The sequence below is a fragment of the Methylomonas sp. LL1 genome (genome assembly GCF_015711015.1).
In the GTDB taxonomy this organism is placed as follows: domain Bacteria; phylum Pseudomonadota; class Gammaproteobacteria; order Methylococcales; family Methylomonadaceae; genus Methylomonas.
Map to the genome: position 1 here is coordinate 2,403,343 of NZ_CP064653.1, position 16,321 is coordinate 2,419,663.

A 16,321-nucleotide genomic window follows, 5' to 3' on the forward strand; every position below is an offset into this window, starting at 1 on the left:
GGGGCATCCCAGCCCCTGCAAGCAACGTGCGGCATCCTTGCCGCACCCCTTCGGGCGAATCCCGCCAAACATTCCGGTGCTCGGCGCGGCATAAGGGGAATACCACCCAAACCCCCATTCGACAATCTCTGGCACCGTGTCAATTGACGCGTTTTTCCTTTAAAAACAATTAGTTGACAATATTAGGCATGTCGATAAAATTGCCGTTTTATACCAATAGGATTTGAAATGACTACCCTTACATTAGATCGCGACACGGCTTCAAAACTTTCATCCAAATACTTCATTGAAAACTCACCCCAAAAACCACTTGAAGGAGTTGATTACATAAAAATTGCTAAAAAGGTTCTAAACGAATCAGCATCAAAAATCGAGCAAGATATATTGATTCAAGCTGGACTCGAATGGGGTATATATGCAATCGTTGATCTGGAAGAACCGTTAGCGAATCACTTAGCAGCATCCGACTCACAAAACTTCTAACCAACCTCTCTCCCCCCAAAATAGTCCCTCTGCTAACCAAGCTCCAGCTTGGTTAGCACAACCTTGAAAACTCCAGTTTTCAAAACATAGGAAGCAGTAGCTTCCAAGATGACGTTCCCAAACTTGAGTTTGGGAATCAGAAAAGCATGTATCTGCTCTTGCTGACAAACCGTCAAATCACCGGACGGGGTTTATCCCCTTATGCCGCGCCGAGCACCGAGGTGTTTGAACGGATTAGCCCGACAGGGGCGATGCAGGGATGCATCGCGTTGTCTGCAGGGGCTGGGAAGCCCCTTCAGACAACCCCGTTCAAACACCTCGGAGCGCAGAATCAAAGCGGCATCGGGGCCGCCTTTTCTTTGGATACTTTCTTTTGGCGGAGCAAAAGAAAGTATCCCGCTCGCCGGTGCGGGAACCGGCATTAAAACAACCCGTCGCGATAGCGACACCAAACCGCAAACCTACAATCCATTCAAAGCCTTCCCCGGAAACGCCTATCGGCTTATTCCGGGCTACACAATCTAAAAGCCCCAACACCACTATTACGGTGCGGCAATATTTTCCAAAATCCCTTTCACCAAAACCGGCATCAACTCCTCCTTCCGATACCCATACATCGGATTCAAAAATATCCGATGCGCCATCGTCACTTGAAAAACCGCCTGCATGTCTTCCGGCAACAACATATCCCGGCCCTCCAGCCAAGCCCTAACCTTGGCGGCGCGGATGAAGTAACTCATGCCCCTGGGGCTGGCGCCGGCCTGTATCAATTGCCCCATCTCGACATCGCCGAGACGGATGCCATATTGCTCCGGTCGGCTGCTGGCTTTCCATAACTCCAGGGCGTAACGGTGCAAGGTCGGGCTGGTTTGGATATTTTGCTGAATCAGCGCCGCCAGTTCGTTGAGCCGGTAATAGGCGATGATGTCGCTGTCTATCCCGGCCACCAAGGTATCGACATCATGAAAGCGCGGATCGAACATCAGGGCATCCAGCACGGCGCCTTCTTCCGGGGTATCGATGCTGATTTCCATCATGAAGCGGTCGCGAGCCGCCGCCGGCAGTTCGAAGGTTTCTTCCTTTTCCACCCGGTTTCGATCGGCGAACACCTGCACATGCGGCATCTGATAATCGCGGTTGAAGGCGCTGACGCTGCGTTCGGCCATCACCCTCAGCAGTAAGGAATGCACCTGCGGCCGGGCGCGGTTGATTTCGTTGAAGAAAAAGATAGCCAGCTTTTCGCCCTGTTTTAGCAAGGGCCCCGGATCGACGCACGGCCGGCCGTCGCTGTTCAAATAGGTGTAATAGACGAGATCGGACGGCATCAGGTCTATGGTGCCTTCGATGCGTTGATATTGACCGCCCAAGCCTTGCGCCATGGCCCGCAGCAAGGTGGTCTTGCCGACGCCGACCTGGCCTTCCAGCAATACATGGCCGCGGGCGAAGACCGCCAGCAGCAGGTCGCGCACGGCTTGGCGCTGGCCGATCACGGTGCGGTTGATCTGTTGCTCGAAACGAAGCGCCTTGTCGCGCCAATCGCCGAGTTGATGTTCTGTATTCATGCTCATAAAAAAACTCCGGCGCATTGCTTTGCCGGAGCAGAGTGGTCTTATCTTGAAGGGGTGGCGTTTGCTGAAAAATCCGTTAGCGCTAACGCCGATAATCCATCAGCACGGGGAAACCTGCTTATGACCAGGCTTCGCCTTACGAGGCAATGGCCCGTGCTAGCGATTATTGGCCTTCGACGTCGTAAACGAACTTGCCGGTTTTCGCTAGAACTTCCGTGCGCTTGGCATTACGTTCTTCCATTTCCTTGATCGATTGCGATTGTTTGTTCAACTCGTTGGGATCGTGTTTGGGGTCGTATTTACTGCCGGCCACTTGTGCGGGATAACCGGGCTTGGGTTCCCAGCAGACGCCGGGTTCCTTGCATTTGGTGCCGTCGTAGGCGTTTGCCGAACCGGACAAACCCAAAACAAAAAGTGTTGCGCTCAATATCAATAGTTTCTTCATGTTGATCTCCTGATAATTTGTGTCCTAGTTCCCACGCGCTGCGTGGGAATACAGGGCTTGGCCGCGCTGCGGCAAAATCGCCACCGCAACGCGGTAAATCGGCGTTCCCACGCGGCGCGTGGGAACGAGTCGACTAAGCATTTATTTCAACCATTCGGCTTTCTTGGGATCGCCTTTGTAGATGTGCCGGATAAACGCCATGATATGCAGCATGTCGTCGGTACTGAAATTGACGTATTGCGGCCCCATCATGCCGTTGGCACCGCCGAACAACAGCTCGAACAAGCCTTGGTCGTTGGCGTTACGCGGATAAGTCCAATAATCGTCCGCCAGGCCGGGGCCGAGTTTGCCTTCGGCCTCGTGACCATGACAGCCTGAACAGCCGGTCATGTACAGACTTTCGCCTTTTTTAACCGCTTCTTCGTCGCCGTTGTAGGGATTCTTACCGGTTTGCATAAATTGCTTGAATTTATCGGTATGCCCCCCCTTCTTGGCGAAGCTCAAGTCCAGCACTTCGCCGGTCAAGGCGTGACGCAGGGTAATGTCGGCCTGGGCGGACGAAGCCGCCGCAAAAGCCAAGGTCACTAGAGCACCCTTGAAAAATGTTTGTAATTTCATTGAAAAATAATTCCTGTTAGTTCATGGACAAGGCGGTTTCGGGTTCGTCCAGCAGCGGAATGCCTTCCGCTTCCAGGAGTTCCGCGATCTCGTCCTGTTTATCTCTGATCAATTTGTTCAACTGTTCCAACAAGGCCACCTCGCCCTTACGCACGCCTATCGCCGTGCTGTAGTGGAAGCCGACTTTCTCGCCGTCGGAACGTTTGTTGTTATCGGGAATCACCGTCATGGTCAGTGGCGTGGCAGCCGATTTGACGTAACGCGCCGCCGCCGGTCCCCATAACACCGCCACTTCGGCCTTACCCGAAGCGACTTCGTTGACCAGTTTGTCGTTTTCGTATTTGACGTACTGGTTGCGCTTGGACTTAAAGCCGGCCAATTCATGCTGGTAATTGAACATATCGTTGTAACGGCCTATGCTCCGCAGCATGGTTTCCGCCGGAGTGCCGGGCACGAAAGCGATACGTTGAGCTTTCTTCAAGGCTTCGCTATCCCAGTTTTGCAGGTCCAATCCATCCTTTTCCCGGCTGACAAACACGTAGCCGGAGCGGTAATAAGGCACGGTGGTATACAGCCTCGGATCGCCGTGATCGACGCCCATCACCACGTCGCACAAGCCCTTGTCGACATAGTCGCGGATGAAGTAACGTGGGTCGGTCCAGCTGACGATTTCCAGCTTGCGCCCCATTTGCTGGGCAATGTACTGCGCCAGCTTATTCTCGAAACCATCGCCGTCCTTGTTGGAATAAGGCATTTCGTTTTCGGCCGAGCAGACTTTCAGAGTCGCCTGCTCGGCCTGCGCTGATGCCAAACCCAGACCCAAGGCCAGCGCGGTTAATAGGTGTATTGGTGCTTTCATGAATTTCGATTCAACGTAGGGTGGGCACGCCGTGCCCACCTGGTGGCGAAAACGGTGGGCACATTGTGCCCACCCTACGATTTTAGGGGCTCTTGCCTTACAGCGAGAACACCATCACGCCGCCGCCCATTTGGGTGTAGTGCGCCAATTCCTTGAACGCACCCACCGCGCCCAGACCGGCAGTCGGATCAGCCAGATCGAATACCAGACCAACGCCGGGCCAGCCGCCGACACCGTAATAAATCGCCACGTATTGCTTGTTGTCGTGCTTATAGGTGATCGGGTGACCAATGACGCCGGAAGGCAGTTTGAACTTCCACAGCTCTTCGCCGGTTTTGGAATGTCTAGCCTTGATGTAGCCGTCCAGGGTGCCGTAGAACACCAAGTCGCCGGCGGTAGCAGTGGTACCGCCCCAAACCGCGAATTTTTCCTGAACTTCCCATTCCATCTTGCCGGTAACCGCGTTCATGGCTTTAACCTGGCCCAGAGTACCTTTAGGCCCCGGATACATGTTCAAAGTTGCGCCGACGAAAAACTGGCCGGCTCGGTAAGGCAGCATGAACGGTTCCCAATCCATGCAGATATGGTTGGTGCCCATGAAGAACAGTTTTTTGTTCGGGTCGTAAGACTCGATACCCTGGTTGTGATAACCCATCGCCGACGGACAAATACCTGTGGCTTGGTGATCCATGTGTGTGGAATACTCCGGATCGCGGATCGGCAGACCGGTTTTTAGGTCGACTTTCTTGACCCAGTTGACGGTGTCGTCGATTTTGAAGGCGTTAACCAAGTTGCCATTCTCACGATTCAGAGTGTAGACCAAGCCGTTACGGTCAGGGTGGGTCAACAATTTGGTCATCTTGCCGTCGACCATTTGCTCGGACAAGCCCATGTAGTTGACGCCGGCATAGTCCCACTCGTCATGCGGAGTTTTTTGATAGCCGAACTTGGCTTCGCCGGTATTAACGTCGCGGCCCCAGATGGTCATGGTCCATTTGTTGTCGCCGGGACGCATGGTTTCGTTCCATGGCGCCGGATTGCCGGAACCGTAATACAGCATTTCCAGATCGCTGTCGTAAGCGTACCAACCCCAGTTGGTGCCGCCGCCGATTTTCCAGGCATCGCCTTCCCAGGTTTTTAGACCCAGACCGAATTGGCCGTAATGTGGATTGGCGCTGTTAAAGTCCTTGGACAGTTTGATGTCTTCGTCCGGACCAGTGGCGTAAACCCGCCAGGCTTGCTTGCCGTCCTTGATGTTGTAGGCTGTGGCGTAACCACGCACGCCCAGCTCGGCACCGGAAGTACCAACGATGACTTTGTCCTTGACCACGAACGGCGCGACGGTCAGCGTCGAGCCCATCGCGATGTCGGAGTTTTCCATTTTCCACAGCACTTCGCCGGTCTTGGCGTTGATCGCCACCACATGGCCGTCCAGCTGATTCAGGAAAATGGTAGCCGGATAATCCTTGCCGGCCGGCGCATAAGCCAAGCCGCGGTTGACCACGTCGCAGCAAGCGACCGCGCGAGCCGCCGGATTTTGCTTGGGCTTGAACTGCCACAAAATTTTGTCGGGCTCGTCCAGGTTGATCGCGAAAACATTGTTCGGATAGGGGGTATGCACATACATGATGCCGTCTACAACCAGCGGCCCGCCTTCATGACCGTTCAACACGCCGGTCGAAAACGACCAGGCCACTTTCAGGTTTTTGACGTTGTTGGCGTTGATGTCGATCATTTCACTGAAATGGGTCGAACCGTAATCTTTAGTCTGCATCACCCAGTTGGTGTTCTGCTTGGCGAGCTGTTCCAGCTCCTTGTTGGCCAGCGCCGGTTGCGTCACGCTCAGGATGCCGCCCGCCACTAAAGCGGCAGCTTTCCCTACTACGCGCAAATCGAGTTGTTGCATGTTTCCTCCAGGATTTTTTATCGCTTTAATAATGAGGCGTGGCGCCGTGGGTCAAAGGAAGTTGTTTAAAAACAGCTTTGTTGATCAAACCACATCACAAGTTATCGACCCACCGGCCACGCTGGTGCAAATCTTATAGAAACCGCGCCGGTCACCGTTACGGAAGAATCCATAAAACCAACGGGAATTCAACGAAAAAACACCTGGAAAAATTCCCATGCTAAAACCCGCGATTCGCAGCGATAAACAGGAAAAGCTCCCATGGTTTAACCCGAGAAAAATAGGCAAGATGGGGCAGGTAAAAAACCTAAAAATTTGATCCCATACTTATTACAAGAGGAAACTATCGAGTGCCAGGCAAAATCAACGTGCTACTGGTGGACGACCACGCCGTAGTCAGAACCGGTTATAAAACCTATCTATCGCTTTCCGAGCGCATCGGCGAAATTTACGAAGCCGATCGCGGCGAAAGCGCCTGCCAGTTGTATTCCCGGCTATTGCCCGATGTGGTGGTGATGGATTTATCGATGCCCGGCTTGGGCGGGCTGGAGAGCATTCGCCGCCTGCTGAACCGACACGCAAATTGCAAGATTTTGGTATTCAGCATCCATAACGAGCTGGTTTACGTCACCCGCGCCATCAAGGCCGGCGCCAAGGGCTACATCACCAAGAATAACGCCCCGGAAACGCTAATTACCGCCGTATGCATGCTGGCGGAAGGCGGCACCTACGTCGATCCCGACCTGGCCCAACAACTGGCGATCAGCTCGGCGGTCGATCAAGACGAAACGGCGAAAATCAAATCCCTGTCGCCGCGCGAATTCGATATTTTCTGTTTGCTGGCCACCGGACTGACCAGCCGAAAGGCCGCCGAAAAATTATGCCTAAGCTATAAAACGGTATGCAATCACAGCACCGCCATCAAGGAAAAGCTGGGCATCAAAACCCTGTCGGAGCTGGCGCTGCTGGCCAACCGCCACGGCATCGTGAAAAGCGCGGAGTTCTAGGTTCGGGAAAGATTCACAACTGGTCCGTTCATGACGAGTTTGTCCCGCCATGAACGCTATCATGATCCGGCTACGATGCGCCGGAGCTCTACTGACCATTCTTATTCAAGCTTAGCCTTCAAACCGTTCAGGCCATTTTTGAAAAACTGGGTCATGGCTTTGACGGCGGCTTCGTCGTTTAGGTTATCCGGCGGTGTATTGCCGGTATCGCCGCGATAAAAACGGCTTTTTAGCGTCACGACACTGCTATCGGCGCTGTCGCCATGGGCCACCTTCAGCTCGACGGTATGGGAGCTGGTGGGAAAAGCCTTGCTGTTTTCGGTTTTGAGGCGATAGCTGTACTCGTGTTCCTGTTCGCTGTAAAAATCCAGCTCTTCCACCAAGGTCTCGTCATTCTGAAAAGTCAGGGTCCGCACCCCGCCCGACTGGTTATTGCCGTCGCCCTGGCTTTTTTTCAGGTCCGGGTGCCAGTCGCCAATCGCGTCGAATTGCTTGACCGCCGCCCAAACCTGGGCCACCGGCGCATTAATCGCAACCGACTCCTTGGCTTTTTGCGGCGTGGGGCCGTGAGCGTGGCCGGGCATGGTAACCAGCAGGGAACAGAGGGCAAGAATGATAGGTCGCATAGTAATACCGATTTTTTGAAAAACGCTCATTATCGGCGACACCCGCCGGCCGGCATCGGGAATAGCTCCCGATATTCGGCGGGTAAATTTCATTTTATGCTTGTGGGTTGCTCGGGGCTACGACTGCCGGTATGACAAGGGGCTCTTTGGAGAGGCGCGGCGTGTTCGCCGGAGCGTACTGCCATCCAACGATGAAGGACGGAAAAAGTGTTACCGGGACTCGCGCACTCGAGCGCCAAGGTAATGTATGGCAATACATTTACCTCATCCCCAAAAACCGTCGTTGACTACGCGCTACAAAATCCGCCGTTGATTGAGCGGCGTCGAAATCAACGACTCGCATTCGACTCCGCTCGGCGGACGATATAGCAATCGGCGTACAAACCTGTTCAAGGATGAGCTAGGATTATCAACGTTTTTCGTCGGATTCTTCGCCGATCTCCCATTCCTCGATAGAGGTCTCGATGACTTTGCCGGTTGCTGCGTCCACTTCAACCTTGGTCTCGACAGCCTTATCGTTAACAATGTCGAATTCATAGGAGGAGGCTCCGTTTTCCTCCACTTCGTATTCGACTTCCTGGATCGTTCCCGGCACAGCCTTCAAGGCCACGCTAGCTGCGTCTTCCTCGGTGACTTTTACGTTTTTCTTGAAGGCTTGACTATTCGGGTCGGCCACTTCGCTTTCCTTTTCGGTGATTTTGCCGCTATCGGCATCGCACATAAATTCCCATTCGGCTAGATTGGCATCGCGAATTTCAAATTCGTAAACCGCTTTACCGGCAACATTGAGTTTTTCCAGTTTGACAAACTCGCCCGCCTTTTCATTTTTTATGGCCCGCACACAGCTCTCCAGCCCTTGATCCACGGCATGAGCAGTACCGGCCGCCAGGCCAAGTCCGATTAAAACGGCAATATTCAGAACGGATTTTTTCATGTCGATCTCCAGTTGGGTGATAAAGAGGAATAATTCCCATTTTTTGGGAATAATAGCCGTAATCAACCGATCAAGCCATGAGTTTTTGCAAATTCAAACATGGCTTCGCGGCTTTCGATACCTAACTTAGATTTGATGTGAGATTGGCAATTGGACACCGTCTTGCTGCTAACCTCCAGTTGTTCGGCTATCGATTGCAAAGAACAGCCTTCCGCAAGCAGGCAAAACACATCGAACTCGCGCGAAGTCAAAAGGCTAAACGGCGCCAAAAGTCTTTTGATCTGGCGCAGGGCCAATTGCTGGGCAATGTCTTGATCGAGATGGAAATGCCCGGCCTGAATTCGCGCCAGAATGGCAACGAACTGTTCGGCGGTCTGGGGCTGCTTCAATAAACCCACCGCTCCGGCTTTCAAGAAATCCACGGCATTCAGGCTGGAATCCGACAAGCTCACCAGTATTTTGCACTGGGGATTCAGCCTTCGTAGTCGGCTAATTTGCTCCACGATCCAACGGCCGCCGGCCTCGCCGTCAAACAAAACACAATCAATGCCGTCGATGGCAAACTCCGGCGGTGGCGGAGATTCAAGCGTTATCAGCTCGACACCGGCCAACGCCAGTCGATCTCGATCAACAGTCGACGCGGAACCGAATGCGAGCAAAGTTAGAGGTGCTATTGCCATTTTTGTCGAAGGTTAGCGCGATGCGCTGATCATGGCTGACGACTGCCCGCACACAAGTGACCGACAGATTTTCGCTGATTGTTCGGCACAATCCCCGGATTCAGACTGACAACCCAATAGACAGAAATCAAGCGGGAAATTGTGCATAGGACTGGTGGGGATGATTTAAATGAAATCAAAGTGTACTGAAAGCCGGATACGAATAAAACAAATGAATCAACTCGAATGGAATCACAATTTGAGGTATGTTATATTGTAACAATCATGATGCGGACGCGAATAGCTTGCCTGAACGAAAAGGGGCAAGGTTCGCCGAGAATAGCTTGAACCGATGACTCTAAAACCGGACAGCATCGGATCGTTATTCCACATGCCCCCATGCAAGATTAACCTTATTCAAAAACCGTAGATTTGGACTAATGATGTACAAAAAACTCATTTTACTGGCCGCGTCAGGAAGCCTTGCCCTACCGGCCCAAGCCGAAAAGCAGCCACCCACCGAATTGGAACCGGTGATCGTTACCTCGCCGCTGCCCTTGAAACAATCCGAAAGCGCAATGCCGGTGACGGTACTGAGCGATGACGAATTGCGGATGAAAACCGGCCACAGCATAGGTGAAACCCTGAAAGATGAACTGGGCATCAGCAGCCAATCCTTCGGTCCCGGCGTCGGCACTCCGGTGATTCGCGGCCAGGCCGGACCACGGGTACGGGTACTGAGCAACGGTATCGGCGGCAATGATGTCTCGGCGATCAGCCCCGACCATACCAGTAGCGTCGAACCGTTATTGGCCGAGCGTATCGAAGTGCTGCGCGGCCCGGCTACCCTGCTCTACGGCAGCGGCGCAATGGGCGGCGTGGTCAACGTGATCGACAATCGCATTCCGGGGCAGCTGCCCGATAAATTATTGGGCGGCGCGCTGGAGCAACGCTTCGACTCCACCAGCGACGAGACCAGCACCGCGATGAAAATCGAAGGCGGCAAGGACAACATCGCCTATCACCTGGATGGCTTCTATCGGCATCGGGATAATATGGATATAGGCGGCCGAGGTATCGATACCGCCAATGTCGCAATTACCGATCCGTCCCTGGAAGTGGTCGATAATCCCGTTGGCTATTTGAACAACACCGGCGCCGAAGCCATCAGCGGCTCGGCAGGCCTTTCCTGGATCGACGACTTCGGTTTTGCCGGCGCCTCGATCAACAATGTCAACAACAACTACGGCATCGCTCCGGACGGCACCGACGAGGAAACCGTGCAAATCGCCATGCGTCAGAACAAATACGATTTCAAAAGCGAATTGAACAATCCGTTTAAATTCGCCAAAAGCCTGCGCACCCGGCTCGGCTACACCGATTATCAACATACCGAAATCGCCAACGGCGACCCCGGCGCCTTCTACACCAACCAAACTTACGAAGGCCGAATGGAGTTGACCCATCAAGACTTGGGACCCTTGCGCGGCGTGGTTGGGTTTCAAGCTCAGTCCAGCAACTTCAACGCCATCGAGAAACTAAGCGGCGACAGCATCGTGCCGCGCTCCGACATCACCAGTTACGGCGTATTCGCGGTGGAATCCTTCGACATCGGCGCCGTGACCTATCAACTCGGCACCCGCGTAGAGCAAACCGATATTCGTCCCGACGGCCTCGCCGGCCTGAGTTATACCCCGGTCAGCGCATCCGCTTCGGCCTTATGGAAACTGGATAACCGTAATAGCCTGAATCTGGCTGTCACCCGCTCGTCCAGGGCGCCGCAAGTGCAGGAGTTGCTGTCCGATGGCTACCATGACGCCACCCGCAGCTACGACCGGGGCGACATCACGCTGAAAGAAGAAACCTCCTACAATCTGGACCTGGGCTATCGCCTCAAAACCGACTGGCTGCGCGCCGAGTTCGATCTGTTCCACAACTGGGCCAGCGATTACATCTTTCAGCAACGCAGCGGCGAATTCGTCGACCAAGACGGCAATCCTTGCGAAGAGGGCTGCGTACCGGTGGTCAGCAGCGGTCAAGGCGACGCTATTTTCAAGGGCTATGAAGCCAAGCTGATCATGCCTATGCTGGAAAACCGTTACGGTCTGTTGGAACTGACCCTGTTCAGCGACTACACCCGAGGCCAATTCGTGGGCGGTGGCGACGTGCCCAGAATGCCGCCGTTACGTTATGGCCTGCAACTGGACTACAACAAGGACAAACTATCCAGTTTTCTACGCTTTACCCGCGCCGAGGACCAGCCGCATGCCGGCGATTTCGAGACTTCGACCGCTGGATACTTTTTGCTGAATGTCGGCGTCAACTATCAGATCAAGGCCTACCGGGACGCCAATCTGATGCTGTTCGCCAAGGGTAACAATCTGCTGGATCAAAACATCCGCAACTCGACGTCTTATTTGCGTAACTTTGCACCGGAAGCGGGACGCGGCGCGGAAGTGGGTTTTAGATTGAGTTATTGAGCGAGTAAGGCAAACCGGATATTCGACGCCTAACCCGGCGCTGTCGTCCCGACCAGGCAGCGCCTTTTTAATAAACATCAAACGCTACAATATAACATTATGCATAGTTACGACATCCCGCAAACACGCTTACCGGTCACCGTGTTATCCGGATTCCTCGGCGCCGGCAAGACCACCTTGCTGAATCATATCCTCAATAACCGCGAGCATAGGCGAGTAGCGGTGATCGTCAACGACATGAGCGAGGTCAACATCGACGCCGCACTGGTCAAGAACGAGGTGCAACTGAATCGAGGCCAGGAAAAACTGGTCGAAATGAGCAACGGGTGCATTTGCTGCACCTTACGCGAGGACTTGCTGATCGAGGTCGGCAACCTGGCCAAGGAAGGCCGTTTTGATTACTTGGTGATCGAATCCACCGGCATCGCCGAACCCTTGCCGGTTGCCGAAACCTTTACCTTCCGCGACGAACAGGGCGTCAGCCTGTCCGACATCGCCCGTCTCGATACCCTGGTCACCGTGGTCGATGCGGTCAATTTCATGCGCAATTATATGGAAGCCTTAAGTTTGAAGGAAAGCGGGGAATCCTTGGGCGAGGACGACGAACGCAACGTCGCTGACCTGTTGGTCGATCAAATCGAATTCGCCAACGTGATCCTGATTTCCAAGATCGATCTGATCAGCAGCGACGAAATCATCAACCTAAAAGCCGTCCTGCACAGCCTCAACCCCGAGGCGGAGATCGTGACTATGGTGTTGGGCCAAGTCGATTTGAATAAAGTGTTGAACACTGGCCTGTTCGATTTCGACAAAGCCGAGCAGGCCCCCGGCTGGCTGAAGGAATTGCGCGGCGAGCATACGCCGGAGACGGAAGAATACGGCATCAGCAGCTTTGTTTACAGTGCCAGGCGGCCGTTTCATCCGCAACGATTCTACGAGCATCTGCACTTTGGCGAATGGGACAACGGCACCTTGCTGCGTTCCAAGGGCTTTTTCTGGCTCGCGTCCCGCCCCGAGCATGCCGGCACCTGGTCGCAGGCCGGCGGCGTCATGCATCAGGGCTTGGCAGGACGATGGTGGGCTTCGGTCCCCAAGGAACAATGGCCGGCGGAATATCTGGACGACATCGAATCACAATGGGAGGAACCTTTCGGCGATTGCCGCCAGGAGTTAGTGTTCATCGGCCAGAATGTCGATGCGGCCAAAGTCCGCCGCGAACTCGACGCATGTCTTCTGACCGATGCCGAATTGGCGACCGGACCGGACACCTGGCGCAACTACCAGGATGATTTTCCGCAATGTTTTGCCGATGGCTAGCATCGATACGTACTTACACATCATCGGCATCGAGTTGCTGGCGATGCTGGCCATCGTCTTGCCGCTGTTGGACGACAAGGTCCACAAGCGCGCCTTGTCCACCGTATTTCTAGCCGTGCAGGGTTTCATGCTGGCGCACTTCGCCACCCACTTACTGCCCAGCAAAATCGCGGCTTTCATCTATAGCTCGCACCACGAATACCGCTCAATCAAAACCTTGGGGCCGAATCGAACATGACTATTGCCTTAACGACCGTAGCCGGCACTATTGCCGCCTGTCTCGCCGTCAGTTTGTGCTCACTGTCGAGTGCGATTGCGCTTTGGCTGAAACCCGAGACTTTAAAATGGCTAGTACCCAATCTGGTCGCTCTCGCGGTGGGTGTGCTGCTGGGCGATGCCTTTATTCATTTGATTCCCGATGCCATTCAGCGCCACGGCGCTGTCAGCAAGGTATGCCTGACGGTATTGATCGGCATGTTTGGTTTTTTCGTGCTGGAAAAAGGCGTGCGCTGGCGGCACGATCACAACGTTGATTGCCGTCCAACGGCTGATCGCATTTTGCCCTTGGCGAAAATGAATCTAATCGGCGATGCCATGCACAACTTTGTCGACGGTATTCTAATCGCCGGTAGCTTTCTGGCCGACCCGGCCATGGGGCTAACCACCACGCTGGCCATAATTACCCACGAGATTCCACAAGAGTTAAGCGATGTTGGCGCTCTGTTGCGCGGCGGCTTTGCGCCGCGCCAAGCCGTGCTCTACAACTTTTACTGTTCGTTGACGGTCTTGCCGGGCGCGACTTTTACCTTGCTGCTCAGTCAGGTTGCCGAATCGTCGTTGATCGTGCTGCTGCCGATTGCCGCCGGCGGCTTCATCTACATCGCCGCCTCCGACCTGATCCCCGTACTGCATGAACGCTCCAGTTTGGTTCATCTCGGCGGTCAAAGCGCGGCTTTTGCCACGGGCGTAGTCTTCATGCAATTCATCGTTATTTTCGAACAAGCCTTATTGGCTACCTAAGGAGTTTTTCAATGTTCGCTCGCGTTCCGTTTCGTCAACCTGACAGTGCATCACCACTATTGGCCGGTCCATTCCGTCCGCTATTCAACCATTCGGCAACCAAGACCGTCATTTCCAATCACTTCGCCGATTTGTCGCGCATTTATGACGACGACGTCAATTTGTGCCTGATTGAACGCCCGTTACCGGCCGCCATCGAGCAGTTCGTCTACCAGGCATTGCACGATGCCGGCAGTGTTGAGATTAGCCAGCCGGTCGACCCGCTTCATTTCGACTTCGGCAAGCTGTGGCCACAAGCCGCACAGCTGAACGGTTATCAAGACTGGCTGGAGGATATAGAGATGCTGATCACTGCCTTCTGCGAATTGTTCGAGCGCCGTGAAGCCGGTTTGCGGCTGCGCACGCTGGACAAAGCCATGTGCCCACGATTCCACGTCGACCGGGTGCCGGCGCGAATGATCTGTAGTTACGGCGGCATCGGTACCGAATGGTTGCCGGAATATGCACTTAATCGCCGCAAACTGGGCATGGGCGGCTGTGGCCAACCCGATGCCGAATCCGGTTTGATCGCCGACCCCACCGCCATTCGGCAAATGCCCGCTTATGCGGTGGGCTTAATGAAAGGTGAGAACTGGGAAGGCAATGAAGGCCATGGTCTGGTGCACCGCTCGCCGCAGCCAACCGCCGTGCAACCGCGCCGCTTGTTGTTGACCCTGGACATGCTGTAAGGACACGGATTTGCTGATCAAGTTGAGTGGCGGGCGAATTTTCGATCCCGCGCAGAACCTGCATGACGAACAGCGCGACCTGTTTATCCGCGACGGCCTGATGACAAACGATCCCGGCCGGGATGCCAAGTTTGACGTAGTGTACGACCTGGCGGGCCAAATTGTCATGGCCGGCGCCGTGGATATTCACAGCCATATCGCCGGTGGCAACGTCAACACCGCCCGCTTGCTGTTGCCGGAACAACACCGCAACCATATGGCTAGGCGCTTAAACCAGCCGTTTAGCACCGCAAAGTGGTCGACGACCGATATTGGCTACCGCTACGCGCGGATGGGTTACACCACCGTGGTGGAACCGGCCATGTTGCCGGTCAATGCGTTGGACGTTCATCTGCAAATGGCTGACATTCCGATCCTGGACACGGCCGCACTGGCGATACTGGGTAATGATGACTTGCTTCTGAGATTGATGCGTGACAAGGCCAGTCAAAGCCAAATCAACGATTACGTCGCCTGGACCTTGAATGCCACTCGCTCACTGGGCCTGAAGGTCATCAATGCCGGCGGCGCCAATGCCTTTAAAAGCAACGTTCGTCAATTCGATCTGGACGATATCGTGCCCGACTACGGCGTCAGCTCCAGGCAGATTCTGCAAACCTTGCAAACTGCCGCCTGCCAGCTCGGCGTGCCGCACCCGGTGCATGTGCATTGCAACAACTTAGGCATTCCCGGCAACGTCGACACCATCATCGCTACCATGGAAGCCGCGCAAGGGCTGCCGATGCATTTGGCCCACGTCCAGTTTTACGCCTACGGCAACGAAGGCGCGAAAGGATTTTCCTCGGCGGCAGCACAGCTACTAGAAGCCTTCAACCGCCACCCCAACATCACCATGGATGTCGGCCAAGTACTGTTTGGCCAAACTGTGACCATTTCCGGCGATGTCATCGCTCAATACAGTCGCCACGCTGATGCCAGCCCCAACAAGTGGGTGATGTGGGATGCCGAATGCGAAGGTTCCGGCGGCGTGGTGCCTTATCGCTACCGCGAGGCCAGCTTCGTCAACACCTTGCAATGGGCGATTGGTTTGGAGCTGTTTTTGCTAGCCGAAGCCCCGGAACAACTGTTTTTCACCACCGACCACCCCAACGGTGCGCCGTTTACGGCCTATCCGGAATTAATCCGGCTGTTGATGGACGCCGATTACCGGCAAGCGTATATGGCTCATTTGAATCAAGAGGCTTTGGCCTTGACCTTGTTGCCGAATCTGACTCGAGAATTTAGCTTGAGTGAAATTGCCACCATGACCCGTTCCGCCGCTGCGCGCTTGCTAGGCTTGCACGACCGAGGCCAGCTTGCGCCGGGTGCCATCGGCGATATAGCTGTATATAAACCGCAAGCCGATTATCGCGCCATGTTCGCCGATGCCGCTTTGTTGTTCAAAAACGGTCGCTTGGTAGTCAAAGACGGCGAAGTCATTGCCCGGCCCGCCGGACATGCTCAAACCGTTCAACCTGATTTCGACCGGCACATCGAACGCGATATTCAAAACCACTTCGACCGCTTTTACAGCCTGAAATTAAACAACTTCAAAATCGACGATGTCGCCTTTAACCTCGACGATAACCAACGCTTCCGCAGCGTCGCAAGCCATTAACTCAACCTGTTAGC

At 54.3% G+C, this 16,321-nt stretch carries 16 protein-coding genes; 8 read left to right on the forward strand and 8 right to left on the reverse strand.

Annotated elements, in window-relative coordinates; genetic code table 11:
• The first annotated feature begins 228 nt into the window (after positions 1–228).
• Entirely contained in the window at positions 229–483 is a 255-nt protein-coding gene (locus IVG45_RS11195; protein ID WP_196433934.1) for a hypothetical protein, read from the forward strand.
• Between the two features lie 542 nt (positions 484–1,025).
• Here the strand turns inward: IVG45_RS11195 and IVG45_RS11200 are convergent.
• The 5 genes from IVG45_RS11200 to IVG45_RS11220 form a co-directional block, all read right to left on the reverse strand.
• Entirely contained in the window at positions 1,026–2,045 is a 1,020-nt protein-coding gene (locus tag IVG45_RS11200; protein ID WP_196437993.1) for an AAA family ATPase, read from the reverse strand.
• 169 nt (positions 2,046–2,214) lie between these two features.
• The gene (locus IVG45_RS11205) at positions 2,215–2,496 is read right to left on the reverse strand and encodes a methanol dehydrogenase [cytochrome c] subunit (RefSeq protein ID WP_196433935.1); all 282 of its coding nucleotides are present in this window, start codon (positions 2,494–2,496) and stop codon (positions 2,215–2,217) included.
• 141 nt (positions 2,497–2,637) lie between these two features.
• Positions 2,638–3,114 (reverse strand): cytochrome c(L), periplasmic, encoded by a 477-nt coding sequence (moxG, locus tag IVG45_RS11210; protein WP_196433936.1) that lies wholly within the window; start codon positions 3,112–3,114, stop codon positions 2,638–2,640.
• Positions 3,115–3,130: 16 nt separating this feature from the next.
• Positions 3,131–3,973, reverse strand: coding sequence for a methanol oxidation system protein MoxJ (gene moxJ / locus IVG45_RS11215; RefSeq protein WP_196433937.1), 843 nt, complete (start codon positions 3,971–3,973; stop codon positions 3,131–3,133).
• A 97-nt stretch (positions 3,974–4,070) separates the two neighbouring features.
• Entirely contained in the window at positions 4,071–5,879 is a 1,809-nt protein-coding gene (locus tag IVG45_RS11220; RefSeq protein WP_196433938.1) for a methanol/ethanol family PQQ-dependent dehydrogenase, read from the reverse strand.
• Positions 5,880–6,229: 350 nt separating this feature from the next.
• On the opposite strand from IVG45_RS11220, the gene IVG45_RS11225 reads away from it, so the two are divergent.
• Positions 6,230–6,886: a response regulator gene (locus IVG45_RS11225; protein ID WP_196433939.1), complete on the forward strand. Its 657-nt coding sequence runs from the start codon at positions 6,230–6,232 to the stop codon at positions 6,884–6,886.
• A gap of 101 nt (positions 6,887–6,987) precedes the next feature.
• Here the strand turns inward: IVG45_RS11225 and IVG45_RS11230 are convergent, their stop codons facing one another.
• From IVG45_RS11230 to IVG45_RS11240, 3 genes are all read right to left on the reverse strand, one after another.
• A complete protein-coding gene (locus tag IVG45_RS11230) occupies positions 6,988–7,512 on the reverse strand; it encodes an SRPBCC family protein (protein ID WP_196433940.1) in 525 nt (174 codons plus the stop codon).
• 409 nt (positions 7,513–7,921) lie between these two features.
• Positions 7,922–8,446, reverse strand: coding sequence for a PepSY domain-containing protein (locus IVG45_RS11235; RefSeq protein WP_196433941.1), 525 nt, complete (start codon positions 8,444–8,446; stop codon positions 7,922–7,924).
• 62 nt (positions 8,447–8,508) lie between these two features.
• The gene (locus IVG45_RS11240; protein ID WP_196433942.1) at positions 8,509–9,126 is read right to left on the reverse strand and encodes a LuxR C-terminal-related transcriptional regulator; all 618 of its coding nucleotides are present in this window, start codon (positions 9,124–9,126) and stop codon (positions 8,509–8,511) included.
• A gap of 422 nt (positions 9,127–9,548) precedes the next feature.
• Here IVG45_RS11240 and IVG45_RS11245 point away from each other — a divergent pair, with 422 nt between their 5' ends.
• From IVG45_RS11245 to IVG45_RS11270, 6 genes are all read left to right on the forward strand, one after another.
• On the forward strand, positions 9,549–11,585 hold the full coding sequence (locus IVG45_RS11245) for a TonB-dependent receptor (protein WP_196437994.1): 2,037 nt from the start codon (positions 9,549–9,551) through the stop codon (positions 11,583–11,585).
• 99 nt (positions 11,586–11,684) lie between these two features.
• Positions 11,685–12,902, forward strand: a complete 1,218-nt coding sequence (gene zigA, locus IVG45_RS11250; RefSeq protein ID WP_196433943.1) for a zinc metallochaperone GTPase ZigA — start codon at positions 11,685–11,687, stop codon at positions 12,900–12,902.
• Positions 12,895–13,140, forward strand: a complete 246-nt coding sequence (locus IVG45_RS11255; protein ID WP_196433944.1) for a hypothetical protein — start codon at positions 12,895–12,897, stop codon at positions 13,138–13,140. The genes zigA and IVG45_RS11255 overlap by 8 nt, the downstream gene beginning before the upstream one ends.
• Positions 13,137–13,922: a ZIP family metal transporter gene (locus IVG45_RS11260; RefSeq protein WP_196433945.1), complete on the forward strand. Its 786-nt coding sequence runs from the start codon at positions 13,137–13,139 to the stop codon at positions 13,920–13,922. Before IVG45_RS11255 ends, IVG45_RS11260 begins: the two co-directional genes overlap by 4 nt.
• 11 nt (positions 13,923–13,933) lie before the next feature.
• Positions 13,934–14,650 (forward strand): DUF1826 domain-containing protein, encoded by a 717-nt coding sequence (locus IVG45_RS11265; RefSeq protein WP_196433946.1) that lies wholly within the window; start codon positions 13,934–13,936, stop codon positions 14,648–14,650.
• 10 nt (positions 14,651–14,660) lie between these two features.
• Positions 14,661–16,307 (forward strand): formylmethanofuran dehydrogenase subunit A, encoded by a 1,647-nt coding sequence (locus IVG45_RS11270; protein ID WP_196433947.1) that lies wholly within the window; start codon positions 14,661–14,663, stop codon positions 16,305–16,307.
• Positions 16,308–16,321: the final 14 nt, after the last annotated feature.